17 protein-coding genes and 2 pseudogenes are annotated in these 18,079 nt (G+C 60.7%); 12 read left to right on the top strand and 7 right to left on the bottom strand.

The window, feature by feature from the left end:
- The first annotated feature begins 9 nt into the window (after positions 1 to 9).
- The 9 genes from ASD02_RS38305 to ASD02_RS17795 all read left to right on the top strand — a co-directional run bounded on the left by ASD02_RS38305 (position 10) and on the right by ASD02_RS17795 (position 8,640).
- Positions 10 to 153, top strand: coding sequence for a hypothetical protein (locus ASD02_RS38305; RefSeq protein ID WP_156408080.1), 144 nt, complete (start codon positions 10 to 12; stop codon positions 151 to 153).
- Between the two features lie 49 nt (positions 154 to 202).
- Positions 203 to 1,237 (top strand): ABC transporter substrate-binding protein, encoded by a 1,035-nt coding sequence (locus ASD02_RS17830; RefSeq protein ID WP_057217596.1) that lies wholly within the window; start codon positions 203 to 205, stop codon positions 1,235 to 1,237.
- A 4-nt stretch (positions 1,238 to 1,241) separates the two neighbouring features.
- The gene (locus ASD02_RS17825) at positions 1,242 to 2,054 is read left to right on the top strand and encodes an ABC transporter ATP-binding protein (protein WP_057217582.1); all 813 of its coding nucleotides are present in this window, start codon (positions 1,242 to 1,244) and stop codon (positions 2,052 to 2,054) included.
- 62 nt (positions 2,055 to 2,116) lie between these two features.
- On the top strand, positions 2,117 to 2,890 hold the full coding sequence (locus ASD02_RS17820) for an ABC transporter permease (protein WP_244494241.1): 774 nt from the start codon (positions 2,117 to 2,119) through the stop codon (positions 2,888 to 2,890).
- 108 nt (positions 2,891 to 2,998) lie between these two features.
- Positions 2,999 to 4,354, top strand: a complete 1,356-nt coding sequence (locus tag ASD02_RS17815) for an FAD-dependent oxidoreductase (protein ID WP_057217577.1) — start codon at positions 2,999 to 3,001, stop codon at positions 4,352 to 4,354.
- Positions 4,351 to 5,508, top strand: coding sequence for a CoA transferase (locus ASD02_RS17810; RefSeq protein ID WP_057217575.1), 1,158 nt, complete (start codon positions 4,351 to 4,353; stop codon positions 5,506 to 5,508). The genes ASD02_RS17815 and ASD02_RS17810 overlap by 4 nt, the downstream gene beginning before the upstream one ends.
- Positions 5,505 to 6,278 (top strand): enoyl-CoA hydratase-related protein, encoded by a 774-nt coding sequence (locus tag ASD02_RS17805; RefSeq protein WP_057217573.1) that lies wholly within the window; start codon positions 5,505 to 5,507, stop codon positions 6,276 to 6,278. The genes ASD02_RS17810 and ASD02_RS17805 overlap by 4 nt, the downstream gene beginning before the upstream one ends.
- A 44-nt stretch (positions 6,279 to 6,322) precedes the next feature.
- Positions 6,323 to 7,246, top strand: a complete 924-nt coding sequence (locus ASD02_RS17800; RefSeq protein WP_057217570.1) for a LysR family transcriptional regulator — start codon at positions 6,323 to 6,325, stop codon at positions 7,244 to 7,246.
- Between the two features lie 71 nt (positions 7,247 to 7,317).
- The gene (locus tag ASD02_RS17795; protein WP_347376829.1) at positions 7,318 to 8,640 is read left to right on the top strand and encodes an amidohydrolase family protein; all 1,323 of its coding nucleotides are present in this window, start codon (positions 7,318 to 7,320) and stop codon (positions 8,638 to 8,640) included.
- On the opposite strand, the gene ASD02_RS17790 is transcribed toward ASD02_RS17795, so the two are convergent.
- From ASD02_RS17790 to ASD02_RS17775, 5 genes and pseudogenes are all read right to left on the bottom strand, one after another.
- Positions 8,625 to 9,512 carry a dihydrodipicolinate synthase family protein gene (locus ASD02_RS17790; RefSeq protein WP_057217568.1) on the bottom strand — a complete coding sequence of 296 codons (888 nt, stop codon included), beginning with the start codon at positions 9,510 to 9,512 and terminating at the stop codon, positions 8,625 to 8,627. The two genes, ASD02_RS17795 and ASD02_RS17790, sit on opposite strands and share 16 nt — an antisense overlap.
- Before the next feature lie 26 nt (positions 9,513 to 9,538).
- Positions 9,539 to 9,877, bottom strand: coding sequence for a ferredoxin (gene fdxA, locus ASD02_RS17785; RefSeq protein ID WP_057217566.1), 339 nt, complete (start codon positions 9,875 to 9,877; stop codon positions 9,539 to 9,541).
- Positions 9,878 to 10,267: 390 nt separating this feature from the next.
- Positions 10,268 to 10,493: pseudogene (locus ASD02_RS37140) on the bottom strand (DUF3088 family protein); the annotation flags it as partial.
- 232 nt (positions 10,494 to 10,725) lie between these two features.
- Positions 10,726 to 13,725, bottom strand: coding sequence for an AsmA family protein (locus ASD02_RS17780; protein ID WP_113568948.1), 3,000 nt, complete (start codon positions 13,723 to 13,725; stop codon positions 10,726 to 10,728).
- Between the two features lie 99 nt (positions 13,726 to 13,824).
- Positions 13,825 to 14,253 (bottom strand): annotated as a pseudogene (locus ASD02_RS17775) (transposase); the annotation flags it as partial.
- Between ASD02_RS17775 and ASD02_RS17770 the strand changes: the two are divergent.
- Together ASD02_RS17770 and ASD02_RS17765 are read left to right on the top strand one after the other, a co-directional pair.
- Entirely contained in the window at positions 14,200 to 15,018 is an 819-nt protein-coding gene (locus ASD02_RS17770; RefSeq protein WP_082555563.1) for an ornithine cyclodeaminase family protein, read from the top strand. The pseudogene ASD02_RS17775 and the gene ASD02_RS17770 overlap by 54 nt on opposite strands.
- Positions 15,019 to 15,414: 396 nt before the next feature.
- Positions 15,415 to 15,621, top strand: coding sequence for a hypothetical protein (locus tag ASD02_RS17765; RefSeq protein WP_057217563.1), 207 nt, complete (start codon positions 15,415 to 15,417; stop codon positions 15,619 to 15,621).
- Positions 15,622 to 15,974: 353 nt separating this feature from the next.
- Here ASD02_RS17765 and ASD02_RS17760 read toward each other — a convergent pair whose 3' ends face one another.
- Together ASD02_RS17760 and ASD02_RS17755 are read right to left on the bottom strand one after the other, a co-directional pair.
- Complete coding sequence (locus ASD02_RS17760) at positions 15,975 to 16,754, bottom strand: SDR family oxidoreductase (protein WP_057207837.1); 780 nt, start codon at positions 16,752 to 16,754, stop codon at positions 15,975 to 15,977.
- The gene (locus ASD02_RS17755; RefSeq protein ID WP_057220997.1) at positions 16,754 to 17,074 is read right to left on the bottom strand and encodes a nuclear transport factor 2 family protein; all 321 of its coding nucleotides are present in this window, start codon (positions 17,072 to 17,074) and stop codon (positions 16,754 to 16,756) included. The genes ASD02_RS17760 and ASD02_RS17755 overlap by 1 nt, the downstream gene beginning before the upstream one ends.
- A 95-nt stretch (positions 17,075 to 17,169) precedes the next feature.
- Here ASD02_RS17755 and ASD02_RS17750 point away from each other — a divergent pair, with 95 nt between their 5' ends.
- A complete protein-coding gene (locus ASD02_RS17750; protein WP_057217558.1) occupies positions 17,170 to 18,069 on the top strand; it encodes a LysR family transcriptional regulator in 900 nt (299 codons plus the stop codon).
- Positions 18,070 to 18,079: the final 10 nt, after the last annotated feature.

Genomic DNA, 18,079 nt, shown 5'->3' with positions numbered 1-18,079 from the left:
TATCCTCTGATGAACCTTGGAGATGCGTTTGCTTATCCAATGGCGGCGGGCTCCAACAAAGAGCAATCTTTCGACCCCGCCATTGCCGAAACGGCAAACCTGGTGGGTGTTGCCGTATTGGCAATGCTTAGCGCTAAAAATTATGCTTTATGAGATGGCAAATTCGATCATCATCGCTCCCATAACAAGCAAGGGGAACGATATGTCTCATTTCATGATGAACCGCCGAGGGTTCCTTTCGAATGCGGCCGCTGTGGGCGCGATTGCCGCCGCGCACAGTCTGATCAATGTCTCGGCAGGCCACGCGGCAGATACTGCCACAATCCGCATGCAGCTCGGTTGGCTACCCTCCAACGGACTTCTCGGAGAGCTCGTCGCTCGCAAGAAGGGCTACTATTCCGAAAAGGGAATCGAGCTCGAAATCGTACCCGGCGGACCGAATGTCGATGGTGTCGCCGGCGTCGCCGTTGGTCAGTCGACGATCGGGCAGGTCTCCTCCAGTCCGTCGGTCATGCTGGCCCGGTCGGCTGGCGCGCCGATCAAGGCATTCGCGGCCGGCTACCAGAAGCATCCCTTCGCGTATTTCTCTCGAAAGGCAAATCCCATTGCCAAGCCCGAGGACATGATCGGCAAGACGATCGCTGCCATCCCCACGTCGGTCATCCTTCTGCGCGCGCTTCTCGCCAAGAACGGGATCTCGGAAGATCAGGTCAAGATCGTCAACATGGGGTCGGACATGAACCAGCTGGTGACCGGTCAGGCCGATGCGGTCTGCGGCTGGCTTACCAACGTCAACGCCCTGAAGGTTCTGGGGGACGACCGCGTCGACCTGACCCTCTGGGACGGCGGCATCCGGCTCTATGCCAATGTCTACTACACGACCGACGATCAGCTGGAAAATCACGCCGACCATCTTTCGGCATTCGTCGCAGGCTCGGCGCGCGGGTGGGGTTATGCGCGCGACAACAAGGAAGAGGCCGTCGATATCCTGCTCGAATCCTATCCGAACCTTGACAAGGCAAGCGAGCTTGAGGCCATCGGGCCGTTGATGAAGTTCGTGTTCAACGACGCCACCGCCGCGGTGGGTTGGGGTGGCATGGACCGCACGAACTGGGAGGAGCAGATCAAGACCTATGCGGACCTCGGCCAGTTCCAAGGGGCCGTGCCGAAGGCGGAGGACGTCTACACGATGGCAATCCTCGATGCCACGGCCGACATCCGCAAGAGCGTAGGATAAGGCGATGTTGGAAACGCTCAACAGACCCAAGCAGGCACCGATCGACAACACCGGTGCCTCGGCGGTATCGGTGAAGAACCTTCACATTCGCTTCGGTGCGGATGATTCCAGCTTCACGGCCCTGTCCGACGTTTCGGTCGAGATACCGGCCGGCTCGCTCGTGACCATGCTCGGCCCTTCGGGCTGCGGCAAGTCGACGTTGCTGCGGACGGTCGCAGACCTGGTGCACATCAGCGATGGCTCGGTGTCCGTACACGACAAGACGCCGCGCAAGGCGCGTGAGGGCCGCGATTTCGCCTTCGTCTTCCAGGAGGCGACGTTGCTGCCGTGGCGCAATGTCATCGACAACGTGCGCCTCCCGCTGCAGGTGGGAAAACGAGAGGCGGGAGTGACCTACGCCGACCCGGAGGCCTTGCTGGCTCTCGTCGGATTGAAGGGGCGCGAAAAGGCGCTGCCGCACGAATTGTCCGGTGGCCAGCGCCAACGCGTGGCAATTGCCCGCGCACTCGTAACCCGCCCGCGTATCCTGTTGATGGATGAGCCCTTCGGCGCGCTCGACGAGATCACGCGCGACAAACTGAACGAGGAATTGCTGCGCCTCTGGCAGGAAACAGGGACCACCATTCTGTTCGTCACGCATTCGATCCCGGAGGCCGTCTTTCTCGGTCAATACGTGCTGATGCTCGCGGCCCATCCCGGCCGCGTCAAGGAGTTCAGGAAGGTCGACCTGCCATATCCGCGATCCCTCGCGATGCGTGACACGGTCGAGTTCATCCAGGTTACCGCCCACCTGCGCACACTTTTGGGAGAATGTTGATGGCAAATGCCCTTCCTTCGCAAGCGGAAGGCCGCGCTTTGACGGACGGCAACAGGTTCAGGATGCTAGATGCCGCCGCCGCCGCTACCCTGAGACACCTGCCGGCAACACTCGCGATCCTCGGCTGCATCCTCCTTTGGCAACTCGTCGTCTGGGGCTTCTCGGTGCCAACGTTCATGGCGCCCGGTCCGGTCGACGTGATCAAGGCCTTCGGCGAAAATGGCGGCATCCTGTGGACGAACTTCTGGCCGACGCTCATGGAAGCGTTTCTCGGTTTCGTGTTCGGCAACGTCATTGCCGTCCTCTTGGCGGTCTGGTTCGTCTACAGCCCGCTTGCCGAGCGGGCGTTCTATCCGATCGCCGTGATCATCAAGTCGATCCCGATCATCGCGCTTGCGCCGATCCTGGTGCTGCTCGTGGGCAACGGCATCGCGCCGAAGATCATCATCGCCGGCCTGATCTGTTTCTTCCCGACGCTCGTCAACATGGTCCAAGGACTGAAGTCGGCGAGCCCCGCAATGATCGATCTCATGCGCGTCCTGTCCGCCAGCAACTCCGAGATTTTCTGGAAGGTCCGCCTTCCCAGCTCGCTGCCTTTCCTTTTCGCCGCACTGAAGATCGCGGCAACCAGCAGCGTCATGGGCGCTATCGTCGCGGAATGGATCGGATCCAGCTACGGCCTTGGCGCCCTGATCATCGAGGCGACCTATAATTTCCGATCGCCGCTGCTCTATGCGACCGTCGTGATCGCCGCCTCGCTCGCCGTGGTTCTCTTCTTCGCCGTTTCGTTCGCGGAATCGAAGATCGTCCGCTGGAAGCCGACGACGGACCACTAACCCCAAGACACCCGCAGCCGGACCTATCCAGGTCCGGCCACCCAACGAAGTCACTGGCTGTGAACTCTTTCACATCTCGCCGGACACTTTCCCTATGGAGGAACGACAATGGAAACAATCAGGGAGCCTTTGCGTAACGCCAAGATCGTCGATCGCTCGGACGTGGTCGTCGTCGGCGGCGGCCCGGCAGGCATCTCCGCGGCCGTGTCGGCGGCGCGCACCGGAGCCAGCGTCACTCTGCTCGAGCGCTATCCCTATGTGGGCGGCCTTGCCTCGGGCGGTATGGTCCTGGTGCTCGACGACATGGTCAACAACGTCGAAATCACCGTGCGCGGCATCTGCATGGAGATGATCGAACGGATGAAGACGCTGGGCCTCTGCGTCACGCCGACGGATGGCGACCGCCAGCTCGATCTCCGCGATACGCCGGAAGCGTGGCGTCGGTGGGCGCGCTGGGGGTTGTTCGATTTCCACACGCCGTCTGCGCCGCATCCGATCTGCTACGCGGCCGCATTCGATCCGGACGCCTTCAAGCGCGTCGCCTACGACATCCTGCGCGAATCCGGCGTGAAGCTCAGGACACACAGCTGGTTTTCGTCGGCGATCGTCGAGAACAACACGATCAAGGGCGTAGTCTGCCAAACCAAGGCAGGGCGCGAGGCCATCATGGGCGATGTGGTCATCGATGCGTCGGGCGACCTCGATGTTGCCGCCGACGCCGGCGCCCAGCATACCGACGGCAACTTCATCCTGACGACGGTTTCCCGCTGGGGCGGTATCGACACCGAGGCAGCCGAGCGTTTCGAGTCCGAGGAACCGGAACGGTTCAAGCTGCTCGATCACGAAGCCAAGCGCCTGATCGGCGGTTGCTGGTCGTTCTGGTGGCTGAAGACGCCGCTGCCCGGCGTCATCTGGCTGAACTGCCCACATATGCCGAAGCTTTCCGGTCTGCGCGTCGAAGACCTGACCTATGCCGAACTTGAGGGCCGCAGCCGCATCGCCCGCCTGCTCGATTTCGCCCGGGCGAACCTGCCGGGCTTCGAAAATGCCTATGTCCTCGATTTTGCGCCGCAGACGGGCGTGCGCCAGTCGCGCCTGCTTCAGGGTGAGTATGTCGTCACCAAGGACGATGTGATGACCCGCCGCCACTTCTCTGACACGGTCTGCCGCGGTCGTGACTACTACACGCCTTACCGGGCGATGCTGCCCAAGGAAGTCGACCAGCTGATCGTCGCAGGCAGGCACTATTCCGCGACGATCCAGGCGCAGAAGTCGAGCCGCGAGATCCCGCCGTGCATGGCGATGGGCGAGGCGGCAGGTGTTGCTGCAACCGTCGCTCTCAACGCGGGCGTGAAGGTGCGAGACGCCGATGTCAGGGCGATCCAGAAGCAGCTCCGAGCCCAGGGCGCCGATCCAGGCGACGTTCCATCCGAAAATGCAACCTATCTGGAGGCCGCAGAATGACATCGCTTCCCCTCGACGGTATCCGCGTCGTCGATTTCACCCAGGTCATGCTTGGTCCTTGCTGCACGCAAATGCTGGCCGACTATGGCGCAGAGGTCATCAAGGTCGAAAAGGCCAAGATCGGCGATCTCTCTCGCTGGTCGCTGGGGTCGGATCCGGACGGCCTCAACAATCCGGTCTTCTCGTCGCTCAACCGCAATAAGAAGAGCCTGGCCCTCGACCTCAAGCAGGACGAGGCGCGTGCCGCCGTGCGCGCACTGATCGAAACGGCCGACGTGGTCGTCAACAATTTTCGGCCGGATGTCATGGAACGCATGGGCTTTGGCTATGAGGAGCTCAAGAAGACCAATCCGCGGCTCATCTATGCCGTCGGCACCGGCTTCGGCCTGGAGGGACCCTATCGGCACAAGGGCGGGCAGGATATTCTCGCGCAGGCGCTTTCGGGCGTCATGCGGCGCAAGTCGGATGCGAGCCACCCGCTGTCGATCTATGCGACACCGCTTGCCGATTATTCCGCCGGCATGCACCTCGTGCAAGCCATCCTGCTGGCGCTGCTGCACCGTGACAAGACCGGTGAGGGCCAGCAGGTCTCGGTCAGCCTCTACAGCTCCATGCTCGCCATGCAGATGCAGGAAGGCACCACGCATATGATGCGGGAGAAGGACCTGAACTGGGGCGCTTTCCCGCTGACCGGCGTTTTCGAAACCACGGACGGCGCCATCGTCATGGTTGGTGCGTTCAAGCCAAATCCGTTGCGGGATATCTGCACCGCTCTGGAGATCGAGGACCTGTCCCTGCAGCCGCAATTTGCGGACTTCGATGAGCAGATGAAGCGCCGCCCGCAATTGCAGCAGGTGTTTCGCGAGACGTTTGCGAGGAACAGCAGCGCGCATTGGCTTGCCCGCCTGGAGCAGGTGGACATCCTCTGCGCGCCGGTGCGCTCGCTTCCCGAAGCCCTTAACGACGAGCAGACGACGATCAATGGCATGATCCTGGATGCCGGCGAAACCAAAGCCGGTCCGGTCCGGCTGATCGGTTCGCCGATCGACATGTCGGCGGCGACTGTGACGGTGCGCATCGCCCCGCCGAAGCTCGGTGAGCACAACGACGAGATCCTCTCGGCGATTGCTGTGCGTCAGGGAGATGCGGCATGAGCGTCGAGTTTGTCGTAGAGGGCCGCGTTGCCACCGTCACGCTCTGCCGTCCGGAGCGAATGAATGCGGTGGACGCGGCGACCGAACGCGAACTGGAGGCGATCTGGCAAGAGGTCGAATCTCGCGACGACATAAGCTGTGTCGTGCTGACGGGTGCCGGCGAACGGGCATTCTGCGCCGGGGCCGACCTGAAGGGGGCCGAAACGACGGGCCTCGAATACTGGACCGAAAGCCGACCGAACGGTTTTGGAGGGCTGGCTTTTCGCCGCTCGCTGGATGTTCCCGTCATCGCCAGGGTCAACGGCTATGCGCTCGGCGGCGGGTTTGAAATGGTTCTCGGCTGCGATATCGTCATCGCCTCGACGACGTCGGCCTTCGGTCTGCCGGAGGCTCGTGTCGGGCGCCTGCCGCTCGATGGCGGCATGGTCCTGCTGCAGCGCCGGATCCCGCACAATCTCGCAATGGGCGTGCTTTTGACCGGTCGTCAGTTCTCTGCCGTAGAGATGCAAGGTTTCGGCATCGTCAACGAGGTGGCCGAACCGCAGGAGCTCGATGCGGCTGTTGCGCGCTGGACCGATGAAATCGTCGCCTGTGCGCCGCTTTCGCTCCGCGCGATCAAACAGACCGTCAATCGGACCGGTCATCTTTCGCCGGCCGAGGCCCAGGGCTTGCGGACGCCCGCGCTCGTAAAGGCGCTCAAGAGTGAGGACGCCCTGGAAGGTGTCACCGCCTTCCAGGAGAAGCGCGCGCCCGTTTGGAGGGGACGGTGAGCGTGCTATAAGGCGGGCCCCAGGGGAGGGAAGGTTCCAATTGAATGCACGCCAGCATCCTGAAATACTTCGTCTCGGTCGCGCGGTCCGGATCCATTCGCAAGGCTTCCGAGGAGCTTCATGTGGCTTCCTCGGCGGTCAGTCGGCAAATCAAGAAGCTGGAGGACGAGCTTGGGATTGCGCTGTTCGAGCGGCTCTCGAATGGGCTGAGGCTGACTGTCGCCGGGGAGAACGTGCTGCGCCACGCCCGCGCTACGCTGGAGAATTTCGACCTTCTGCGCAGTGACCTCGGCGCCTTGCAGGGAAAAAAGACCGGCCGCGTCCAGATGTCCTGTCTCGACAGTCTGGCCATCCAGTTCCTGCCGGATATGGTCAACGCGTTCCACAGCGTTCACCCCGGGGTCAGCTTCCATATCCACACAGCCGGTCACGGCAACATCAGCAGCCTGGTCGCCGAAGGCGACGTCGACATGGGCCTGACCTTCGATCTGGCCCGGCCCGACGACACCGAGATGCTCTTTCGTGTGCCGATGCCGCTGATGGCTTTCGTCGGGCGTGGGCATCCGCTGGCCAAGCAGCGGCAGGTTTCGCTCGCCGAGTGCGCCCAGTACGACCTTCTCCTGCAACTCGACACGCAACCGATCCGTTCGCTCATCGAAATCGAGCTCTCCGTCTTTGAGCGGACCGGACGGCCCTTTGTGCTCTCGAACAGCCAGATGATGCTCAAGCCGTTCATCATCTCCGGTCAGGGCGTGGCCTTCTTCACGCCGATCGGTTTCCTGGCGGAGATCAATTCGGGCGATGTCGTCGCCATACCGCTTTCCGGCTCGCGCCTTCAGAACCTGCACGTTGGAATTCTCGTGCAGCGGCGCCGGCAGCGCACACACGCGGCCGAGGCCGTCATCGAGTTCGTCGGCGCGGAACTGTTGAGGTTCAGCGACCAGATCATGGAGGCTATCCGCACGTGAGCGCAGGACCAATCCCGGGACGACTTCTCTTGCGCCCTGGTCATGAAGTCGCACGACGCGAGCCGGACCTCCTGCGTCACTTGCCTGACGGCATTTCCCCGGCAACGATCCCGGCCAATGCTCTCCTCATGCCACCGCCCGTCAACGCGCATGACCACGGCTATGGCATTCGCACGCTCGATTTCGGCAACATCGACGATGCCCTGGAGACGTGGATCCCGGGCCTCCGGCTCAGGCCGCGGACTGCCCCCTACCTCGAAGCGCTCGTAGCATTTTCTCGGCTGGCGCAAACGGGCGTCGGTGCGACGATGCATTGCCACAACTCTCTGAACATCGACCGGCTGGTGGACGAGGCTGGCGCCGTGATGCGAGCCGCGGATGAGCTAGGCATCAGGCTCGCGCTCTCCTGCCCACTGCTTGATTTCGACCCGTGGGCCTATGATGGCGGGCCGGGGCGATTGCGCCCGTTCCTCGATCCGGCAGACTGGAAGGAAATCAGCGCCTCGATCCCGAAATACGCACCGCCCATGGTCCAGATTTCGGCAGTCGACGCTGTCGCTGCCGGCAACACCAGCCCGTTGATCGATGTTCAGTACGGCCCGATCGGGCCGCAGTGGTGCTCCAATGCGCTGCTCGAAGGCATCGCCGAGGCATCTGCAGCAACGGGCCGGCGCATTCACATGCATCTCCTCGAAAGTCCGCGGCAGCGGTGCTGGCTGGACCGGCGCTTCCCTCAGGGTGTCGTGCGATATCTGGACGATATCGGTTTCCTCTCGCCGCGCCTCGCGGTTGCCCATGGCGTTCAGTTGCGCCAGGACGAACTCGAGCTGCTGGCCGCGCGTGGGGTGCAGCTCGTTTCCAACCCGTCGGCCAATTTACGCCTGCGTTCAGGCGTGGCACCCGTCGCCGCCATGCCGGCGAATGGACCCGCTTTCGCTTTCGGCCTGGATGGGACAGGGTTCGATGATGATCAGGATCTGTGGCGGGAACTGCGCCTGGCCCATCTGTTGCATGGCGGCCGCGACATGACGCGGACCTTCACGGCCGGGCGGGTCTTCGATGCAGCGATCCATGTCGGCGCCAAAGTCCTGAATGCGCCGGTGAACGAAGACCTCGTGCTCGTGGATTACGCCGCATTAATTGCCGACAGCCTGACGGGCGATCTGGATGAGGCTGAGATTCTGCTCGTCCGGATGACGGCGGCCCATGCAAAGGGCCTTTACGTCGGCGGACGGGAGATCATGCGCGATGGAAGACTGACCCGTGTCGACTACGAAGGCGTTCGGGCCGAACTCCTGAAGCAGGCGCGCGCTGATCTACCTCGGTTGGCCGGCGAGCGCGCGCGGGTGATCAAGCTCGCCGCGGCGACGCGCGCCTATTATTCCGGCTGGTAAGCACGCGCGGCGATCAGGTCAAGCGTCTCCCGATGCGCGTCGCTAAGGGTAGGCTGCGGCGGGGCGGCATTGTACCAGACTGGATTTCCTGACCTCTTGGCGACCAGGTATTTGACGGCCGGGATAAGCGGGTTGGCGGCAATCAACTGCCGTAACCGAAGCACGCGATCCTGCAAGGGGGTATCGTCCTGGCTCTTCCAGAGCTTGGCCGACAGGGCCGGGGCGATATTGATCGTCGCAGAAATCGTGCCGGCGTAGTTGTCGGCGCCCGCATCGGCGAGTGTGGCCTCATTGCTCGGGAAGACGGCGAAGTTCGGGATCCTCGACAACTGGCGCGCATAGTCGAGATCGCCCGAACTGTCCTTGGCCCCCTTGATGCGATCCGGAAATGCTTCGGCGAGCCTTGCGGCGAAGGCCGGACTGTAGGTGATGCCGGTCATCTGCGGAAAGTTGTACAGATACATCGGAATCGGGTTTTTGGCGGTGCCGCGAATGAGCCGGGCAAACCAGGCGAAGAGCCCGTCGTCGGGGGCGGGCTTGTAGTAGTAAGGCGGCAAGACCAGCACTGCCGCATAGCCGAGGCGGCCGGCAAGGCTCGTCAGGGCGATCGTCGTCTCGAGATCAGGCGTTCCGGTTCCGACCATCAGCCTTTTGGTATCCAGCGCCTCGGCTACAGCGACCATGACAGCGCTGCGCTGTTCGAAAGACAGCGAATTCGCTTCGCCTGTCGTGCCGAGCACATTCAGGCCATCACAGCCATTGTTCAGGCACCAGCTGGCATGTTCGACAAAGGCTTCGGTATCGATCCGGCCTTCATCGTCGAACGGCGTCGGCACGGCGGCAACGACGCCACGGAATTCTGTCACAGACATGTCTCGTTCCTGTTGCTGAAGTGTTGTCATGGTGACGTTGCTACCCTCTCGAAGCCGGCAACGAACGGGTGGTCCAGCGCCGTCGAGCACTCCTTGCTCCACCCGCCCGGCGATCCCAATCCGGTCACGTCGGAGTCGAAGAACTCCTTGTTGACTGCGATGAAGTGGCGCTGGCTCTCCGGGATCTCGTGATCCCAGACAATGGCGTCGACAGGACAGATCGACAGACAGAGCCCACAATTTATGCATTCTTCGGGGTGAATGTAGAAGGTACGGCCACCTTCGTAGATGCAGTCCACGGGGCAGGCCGCGGTACAGTCGCCGTCCTTCACGTCGATGCAGGGCTCTGTAATGACATAGGCCATCTTGCTTGCCTCTAAGGAGTTGCTTGCAACACCAATGTTTCAGAGTTTCTTCCGGCGAAGAAGCATAGATATTCGCCGTGACGGTTGCCAAAAAGGCAACATCTGGACGCTGCAAGCTTTTGGCCGCAATCAGCTCAAGATTTGGTATGGGGGTGATTTTTTGGACGCATTTGCTTGCGCCACTGTTGTGCCGCGTTGCGACGACCGACGATGATATCGCGAATGGCGCGTTAGGAGACGAGATCGTCGAAGTCCCTGGCTCCGCGCATCAGGTTGCGGAAATCGGCCGCCGGCGTTCCTGGTCCGCATCGGCCGCAAGTATCCCGATCGAGCTCGACGCGGCAGGGGAACATCGCGGTTCACCCTTGGACATCAACCCTGGAGTCCAGCTTATGGATGTGGATCTGGGAAGCCGTGCCTTTCGGACAGGGCGGCAAGGATTTTGTCTTTTTCGGAAATGAACGCTCTTCCTTGAAAAACATCAGTTTGATGCTTCGATGTTTCGCCGTCCGCCAGCACAAGCAGCGGCAGGGACTGACTCATGTCTCCTACTAGAGCAATGACGGGCGATCGCGGACGAGCACGCAATCCGTTCAACATCAATCTTTCGCGCAAGAATTGAGTGCGACCTCCGCGAAGGCATAGTCCGAAGTTACGATGTTTGCAGGCACGGAAACGTCGTGCTGCACCGATCCCTATCGACATCCACAAGTCGATCACATCCCAGTGCTGACATGCGCCGAAGGGCGCTTTAAAATTACCAGGCGCACGGGAACGGCTTGACCAGGCACGGGGCTGCGGAGGATGGTTACGTCTCCACGCCCGGGAACTGCAACAATCCCCTGTCTCTATTGGAGAAGCCGGTTGAACAGATTTCCAAACGTCCCCGCGTCCTGATCGGGCTGCTCCGCTCCGGGGACCGGTTGCCTGGCCGCGGGTTCGAGAGTAGCGGGGTCTTCGTCAGCTTGGACGTCCGGCGGCGCCTCGCCGCTCTGCGCCACATTGCCGTCAATGATCTCCTCGATGGAAGGTTGGTTTTGCTTGCCTTTGAGGGAATTGTCGATGGCGCCGCCGACGATGTCGCGCAAGGATCCTCCAGTCGCTTTGTCGGAGAGCAGGTCATCGATCCGCAGCGTGTCGGTCGGCAATCCGAACTTCTTCAGTGTCGCCAAGGCAGCGGTGGGGTTCTTCAAAAGTCCCGACAGATCGGGATATATGCGAGGACGGGCAAAGGGCCCCTCGATCAGGACCGGAACTCCGATTCCGTCAGTTGAGATCTCGGCGCCCTGTCCATCCAGCGATGCGACCACCCGCGGATCGAGCCGAAACTTCATCTGTCCGTCCGCAAGATTTGCCTCCCCGGTCCCGTTCATGCGCACGAGCGGGCCGATTAGCTTGATGTCCTCGGTTCGCGCAACGCCGCTATCAACGGCAAACGAGGCACTGAGTTCAGTGAACCCTGTCGCTTGGCTTTCATTCTGCTTGAAGCCCGACGACATCAGGCCAACGAGGTTGTTATAGGCGTCGGCGATATCGATGCCGCGGATGGCGCCATCGGAAAACCGGACATCCGCGCTGCCTTGAAGCGATTGTTTGAGTGTGCCAGTCGTGCTGCCAGCTCCCGTTAAGTCGAGCTTGGCCTGCAGCGCGCCTTCAAGATGTTTGAAGCCTGCCATGTCGGTCAGAAGCGGCGCCGCCGAAGCGCCCGTGATTGAGGCGTTTAAAGCAATCGACGGTTCTGACCCGGAGCCGTCGGCCCTCAGGCTTGCGGTAATATGGCCGCCATAGAACGGGCTTTCAGGAAGGCTGAGACTTGCGACTCCATCGGCAACGGTAAGAGTGGTTGCCACCGGCCCTGCAAATACGTTGCCGTATCCAAGTTTATCGGCGTTGACATTAATGGATGCATCGATCAATCGAAGCGAGGAGAAATCCAACGGAGCATCGGGCGCAGGGTCAGCTCCCTGCGCCTTCGATTGAGGTGCACTCGAGCGCGCGCCGGCGAGACGCGCAAAATCTAGCTGTGCGAACTTGAGGGCACTGGATATCTTCAATGGTGTCGTGAATTGGACAGATCCACTCCCGGTCCCCTCGACACCATTGACCGACAAAGTGGCACTTTCGAACTGAACGCTCGCCGGGCTCGCGCTGACATCACCGTTGAACGCAAATAGGTCGATGTTGTGCGGGCCGCTCTGTCCAAGCCAGCCAAGGAACCCGCGAACGTCCGCTGTCGAAAAAATCAGCTTGCCGGCATAGCCGTTCGGAATGGCCGCTTTGCCATCAAGCGAAAGAGCCGCTCCCGGCATACGCATGTCAAGCTTCAGGGGTATACCCCCCGAGTTGAGGTCCCCGGCCAAGAGACTGCCTAACGGTAGCTGCAAGTCGACTTCGGCAGGTTTCCCGCGCCAGGCCAGGCTGCCCGACAGACGCCCCGGTTTTGCAAAGTCATCGATCCTGAGCGCCAGCTTCTTAATCTTGACTTCGCTCAACGAGGGATCGGCGACGCCCGGCGCGATGAAGGTGGCGCTGTGCAGGCCTAGGCTGCCGGTCATGTTGATTGTTTTTCTCAGGGCATCCCCCGAGAGGCCGCGAAACGCGAACCGGGTATCGATCGTGACAGACCCGGTCAAAGGAACGGATTGCCCGATCAGATTTGCCACTTTGGCGACATCGAGCCCGCTGCTGGATATGCGGCCCTTGAAGGTCGGCTCAACCTCGCGAATATCGACAGAGATATTTGCCGCAACGCTGCCGGCATCGATGCCGAGATGTTCTATCCTTGCCGTAACCAGCCCGTCCTTAAGCGTTGCCGCCAAGGCAACGTCTGATGCCGAGATGTCACCAAGGACAAGATCCCTGATGTTCACGCCGATATCGGCATCGAACCCGGTCAGAAGCTGCAAACCCGTCGAAGCGCCCGACTTCTCCGATTTCGCGTTGGGTTGCGACGAAGCCGAGGTAGTAGCCTCAAGAAATGCGCTCAGGTCCAACCGGTCAGCGTCGATGTCAGCGAGAAACCGCGGGCGATTGCCGGGTATGAAGAGTGCGTCGAGGCCAAGAGCCTCGTCTCCAACAAGCAATTTGCCGCCGCGGATCTGGTAGCTGCCATTGGTGTTGAGGGCGACTTGTCCGGTGGCCTCGAATGCGGAGAGCCCGGGGGCGGGGGCGGGATCCGCCTCGAAGGAAAGGCTCAGGTCAGCTGGCTGTCGTTCAAGCAACGGGCGCACGGAGGAGATCGCGAGCGTCATCTGGTAGCGCCGTTCCTCGATACGGGCGCTCGCCGAAAGGGAAAGTTGATCGTCGACGTCGGGTACTGCGAGTGAAAGGTCGATATCGGTTATGACCTGCTTCGCACCGGCAGTGCTTTGCTGTCTCAAAGTGCCACTGACAACCGAGACCGAGTCGATTGCACTTCGCTCCAGGAAAGTGACAAGCGCGGCAAGCGGATCGCCTGGTTTGGCTCGGCCCAGCTTGCCGCCTTCTGTGGGCGATGCTTTGCCTGTCTTCTCGTGCAATGTGAGGATCGGCTGAACCAGCCTGATCTCCTTGATGTGCAAGCGATCCGACCAGAGGGAGGAGAGTGTCACTGAGCCCGCAACCGCTCCGATTTCGGCTGTGACGCCCGCTTCTTCGCTCGAGAGCACGACAGTTTCGGCAACCACCGCCATATGTGGGAATACGGACAGCCTGACGGGGCCGTTCAAGGCAATTGAGCTGCCTGTTGCAGTCGAGAGCTTTCGGCTGAGTTCGGCGCGCATCCATTCGCTCGAAACGAAGCTGGGCAAGACGAGGATGGAGGCGGCAATGAGCGCACCGAACGCGAGAAAGCCAAGGAAGAATCGCATTATATGTCCCCGTCGCAAATACAACTGATTCGCTATCGTTTTCCGGGGTGAAAAGATTTGCAACTGCCGGTGGACTTGTCCGGCATTCCTAAGAAACACTCAGGCGGGCGTTGACGCGGGCTGTAGTGTGTAGCCAAGCGACCTTGCCCTTCGTTCGAGATTGTTGAGGGCGCGTCGACGGTAACTCTCCTCGTAATAGGAGGCTCCCGGATCACTGTATTCCATCCCGTGCCGCAGCGTGTTGTAGAACAAGACGGCGATTTTGCGGGCGGTTGCGGTGACCGCCTTGGCCTTGCCAACACGTGCGGACCAACGCCGATAGAATGCGCCCAGCGCGGTCTCAGTGCGCCCGACCGCAACCGCGGCAAGCCGCAGTAGCGCCGCGGCCCGGCTGCCAGATCGTCGGGTTCGTGAGGACAACACCTTGCCGCCGGAGATTTTGTTGCTTGGCGAGAGGCATAGCCAGGAGGTGAAGTGCTTGGCATTCGGCCAGGCCGAGAGATCGGTCCCGCACTCTGCGACCAATTTGTCGAAGATCACTTTCTTGGCGTGAAGCTGGTGACCATCATGCCGGGTAACATGAAGCGTAGGCTGCCTGCTGTCGTATCGACATACATGCTCTACGACGCCGTTACGGGCGAGCAATTGGCCCTCATGGACGGAAACACGCTGACGAGCCGGCGCACTGTGGCAACATCGGCGCTTGCGGCCAAATATCTCTCGCGAGAGGACGCCTCATCGCTTGTCATTCTAGGCGCTGGGCGCGTGGGAAGCCTAATCGCGGACGCCTATGTAGCTGTACGACCGGTTCGGCGCATCGTCATCTGGGACATCCATCACGAACAAGCCGATCGTCTCGACTCCTCCCTGCGAGACCGTGGCCTTCCCACTGAATCGACGGCGGACATTAAAACCGCGATCGAAGCCGCTGACATCGTCAGCGCCGCAACGCTTGCAACTGCGCCCGTCATTCGAGGCGAGTGGCTAAAACCTGGCACTCACGTCGATCTCGTCGGGGCCTTTACCCCAGATATGCGAGAGGCAGATGATGAAGTGATGCGTCGCTCGTCTATCTACATCGATACCACGGTCGCGGTTGAGGAAGCAGGAGAACTTATCAAGCCCCTTGCCGCCGGCGTGATTGGACATAACGCCCTCCTGGGGACATTGACAGATCTTTGTCGCAACAACGAGTTCGCACGCACGAACCCGGACCAGATCACCTGTTTCAAGAGTGTGGGCTCCGGGCTTGCCGATCTTGCTGCAGCCCAGCTGGTTTACCAGCTTGCCTAGGCGGCTTCGCTATAGGGCATGCACTTAGTCGCGCGGGCCTGCCCCGATGGAGGGGCATGCCCAAGGAAGCATACGGACATCCGTTAAAACCCGGCAAGCTGTCGACTACCATGCTGCCTCTCCTCAATTCGCGACGAGGTCGCGAACACTTAAAAGTGGCATGCCGGTTTCAGGGCTCGGCGCAAGGTCTCATCGATCACCTCTTTAGCGGCGGTGCTTCTCCAACGACAGCTTGGCCGATTGTCCATCGCTCGAAACTCGCGGCTATCCTAGCTGCTGAGCTATTGCGCATATATTTGTGATCGCTCTAACTCGCGCTGAATACTTTTAAATGCTCAATTCGGATATCTTTGCTCATTTTTATATGCTATTTTCTTCGAAAATGGACATAAATAGATGAACAAAAAACAAGCGGCCCTCGCTCGAAAACAGTTGGAACGACGTCTGGCGCCGGTGCGAGACCTAGAGCTCATTTCGCCGCCACGTGGTTGGATGAAGGCCATCCGCGAGGCCCTCGGCATGACTACGCGCCAGCTCGCCATGCGCATGGGTGCCGCTCCGTCCCGCATACCGGCGATCGAGAAGGCTGAAGTTTCGGGCTAGGCTTGCATCGACGATGCGGTTCGCATGCATCTTTCGGNATCCGCGAGGCCCTCGGCATGACTACGCGCCAGCTCGCCATGCGCATGGGTGCCGCTCCGTCCCGCATACCGGCGATCGAGAAGGCTGAAGTTTCGGGCTAGGCTTGCAGGATCCCGGCCGTTGGCCGTCGATGCTGATCCTCCGAGACGAGGTTCTTAACCGGTCAAGCCTCAGCGACACATTGCTCGCAACCTCTACACAGGCGCCCAGGAGTTGGCATCCTTGAATCGCGATGTCCGGCATCTCCGCGACGCCATCTATTCACAGATCGGCGGATGGGACGCGCCCGCTTGATCTGTGAAGGCGTCTCGATCCTAAGCTGTTGGCACAGTTCCTCCATCGATGGTGTATTCGGTACCTGTGATCGATTCAGCGCGATCCGATGCCAGGAAAGCAATCAGGTTTGCCACTTCCGTCGGCTTGGCAGGGCGCCCGAGAGGTATGCCGCCCAAACTATCCATGATGATCTTCTTGCCACCCTCAAGATCCGTACCCGCCTTGTCCGCCAAGCGCTGGGCCAAGTGAACGGACGCTTCCGTTTCGATCCAACCCGGAGACACTCGCACGACGCGGACGCCCTTGGGCGATACCTCCTTGGACATGGCCTTGCTATAAGTCGAGAGTGCCGCCTTGGCTGCGGCATAAGCCGTGGTCGCTTCCGGGAGAGGCAGCACTCTTTGGATGGACGTGACATGCACAACCACACCGGTTCCCCGTGCGACCATGTCCGGAACCAGTTCGCGATCGAGTCGAACAGCGGGAAAAAGATTGAGAGACATTTCTTTGTGCCACTCGGCATCAGTTAGCGCCCCAAAGCCACCGCCGGCTGCTGACGAGCCACCCAGCATATGAACGATGATATCGATGTTGCCGAGACGTTGACGCGCAACGTCCGCGACGGCCGCGCACCCCTCTTCAGTCGTGAGATCGGCCTCGACAAACAATTCTTCCGGCAGGTTCTCAGGACGCGCCCGCGCGGTCGTCAACACCTGCGCGCCGAGTTCCCGAAACAGGCTGACGGTCGCAGCCCCGGCCCCCTTGGTTCCAGCAGTAATGAGGGCTCGTTTGCCTCTCAGGTTGAGAAAGTCTGTCATCACGGGATCTCCAGCCTAGCGATCTTGCCGTCCTTGGTGGTGAAGGCATATGAGAGCGTCACCGGACTGCCGGGAAACTGGCCGCTAACTTTGGCTCCGACGAGCACTTTGTTGCCGTCAAGGGTGGATTCCAAAGGTTCAGAAACGTACTGCGTCGCCTTCTTCGCAGCCACCCACCATTCACGGATTGCGACGACGCCTTGATGGCGCGATCCCTCATCTTCCACAACGGCTTCGATCGCAAACGTGTCCGACAGCGCATCCGCATTGCTGCCGCTGTCAGCGTCAAAGTACATGTTCACGATATCAGGCATATCCATTGTGTTTCTCCTCATTGGCTGATCCGATAGTAGCGCTCGACCATTGCGTAGATAAGTGGGATAAGCCGGCATGCGGCAATGAACAGATCGGGACAATGGAACAAGCCAACCTGAAGGAACTTGAAGCGGTCATTGCTATTGCCCGGCGCGGCACATTCCGCGCAGCGGCCATCGATCTCGGCATGTCTACGACAGCGTTGAGCCACACAATAGGCAGGCTTGAGGCGGAGCTTGGGGTGCGATTGTTCAACCGCACCACACGCAGCGTGTCGCTGACGGATGCCGGCAGGCTCTTTGTGCAGCAGGTGGCGCCGTCGCTCCAGGATCTCTATGCCGCTTTGGATTCAGTGCGTGCGCAACGTGAGACACCTTCCGGAACAATACGGATCAACGCGGCGCCGTTCGCGGCGCGCGCAATCATCTCACCGCTCGTGCTTGAGTTCCTGCGCCGCTATCCCGACATGAATGTCGATATTGTAACTGAAGGAAAGATGGTCGATATCGTCAAGGACGGGTTTGATCTGGGAGTCAGGGTTGCGGGCCTCGTTCCCAGCGACATGATTGCCGTTTCGCTCGGCCGGCCCCAGCGACATGCTGTGGTTGGGTCTCCTGAATACTTCGAGAGGCATGGGAAGCCGGTGGTCCCTCCTGATCTTCTCAGCCATCGATGCATTCGCGTTCGCCTGCCCGATGGCTCCCTGTTTCGGTGGCGTTTCGAGAAGGACGGGGAGCAGGTGCAAATCGATGCACGCGGCCCGATATCGCTGGACGAGGCTAGCCTCACAAGAACCGCTGTCCTGGAAAGCGCCGGTATAGGTTACATCTTCGAGCAAGACATTTTCCCGGACATTGAGGCGGGGCGCGTCGTCCGTGTACTGGAAGACTGGACGCCACCATATCCGGGGCTTTGCCTTTACTACCCTGGGCGCCGAAATCTGTCAGCCGGGGTCAGGGCGTTCTTGGAACTTGCGCGTGAGCTCGCGACAGTGAGCTAATTGAACCGCC

It is taken from the genome of Ensifer sp. Root1252, from assembly GCF_001425885.1.
Taxonomy (GTDB): Bacteria; Pseudomonadota; Alphaproteobacteria; order Rhizobiales; family Rhizobiaceae; genus Ensifer; species Ensifer canadensis.
The sequence above is the reverse complement of the archived record's forward strand: the minus strand, read 5'-3'. Positions and strand labels throughout refer to the sequence as shown.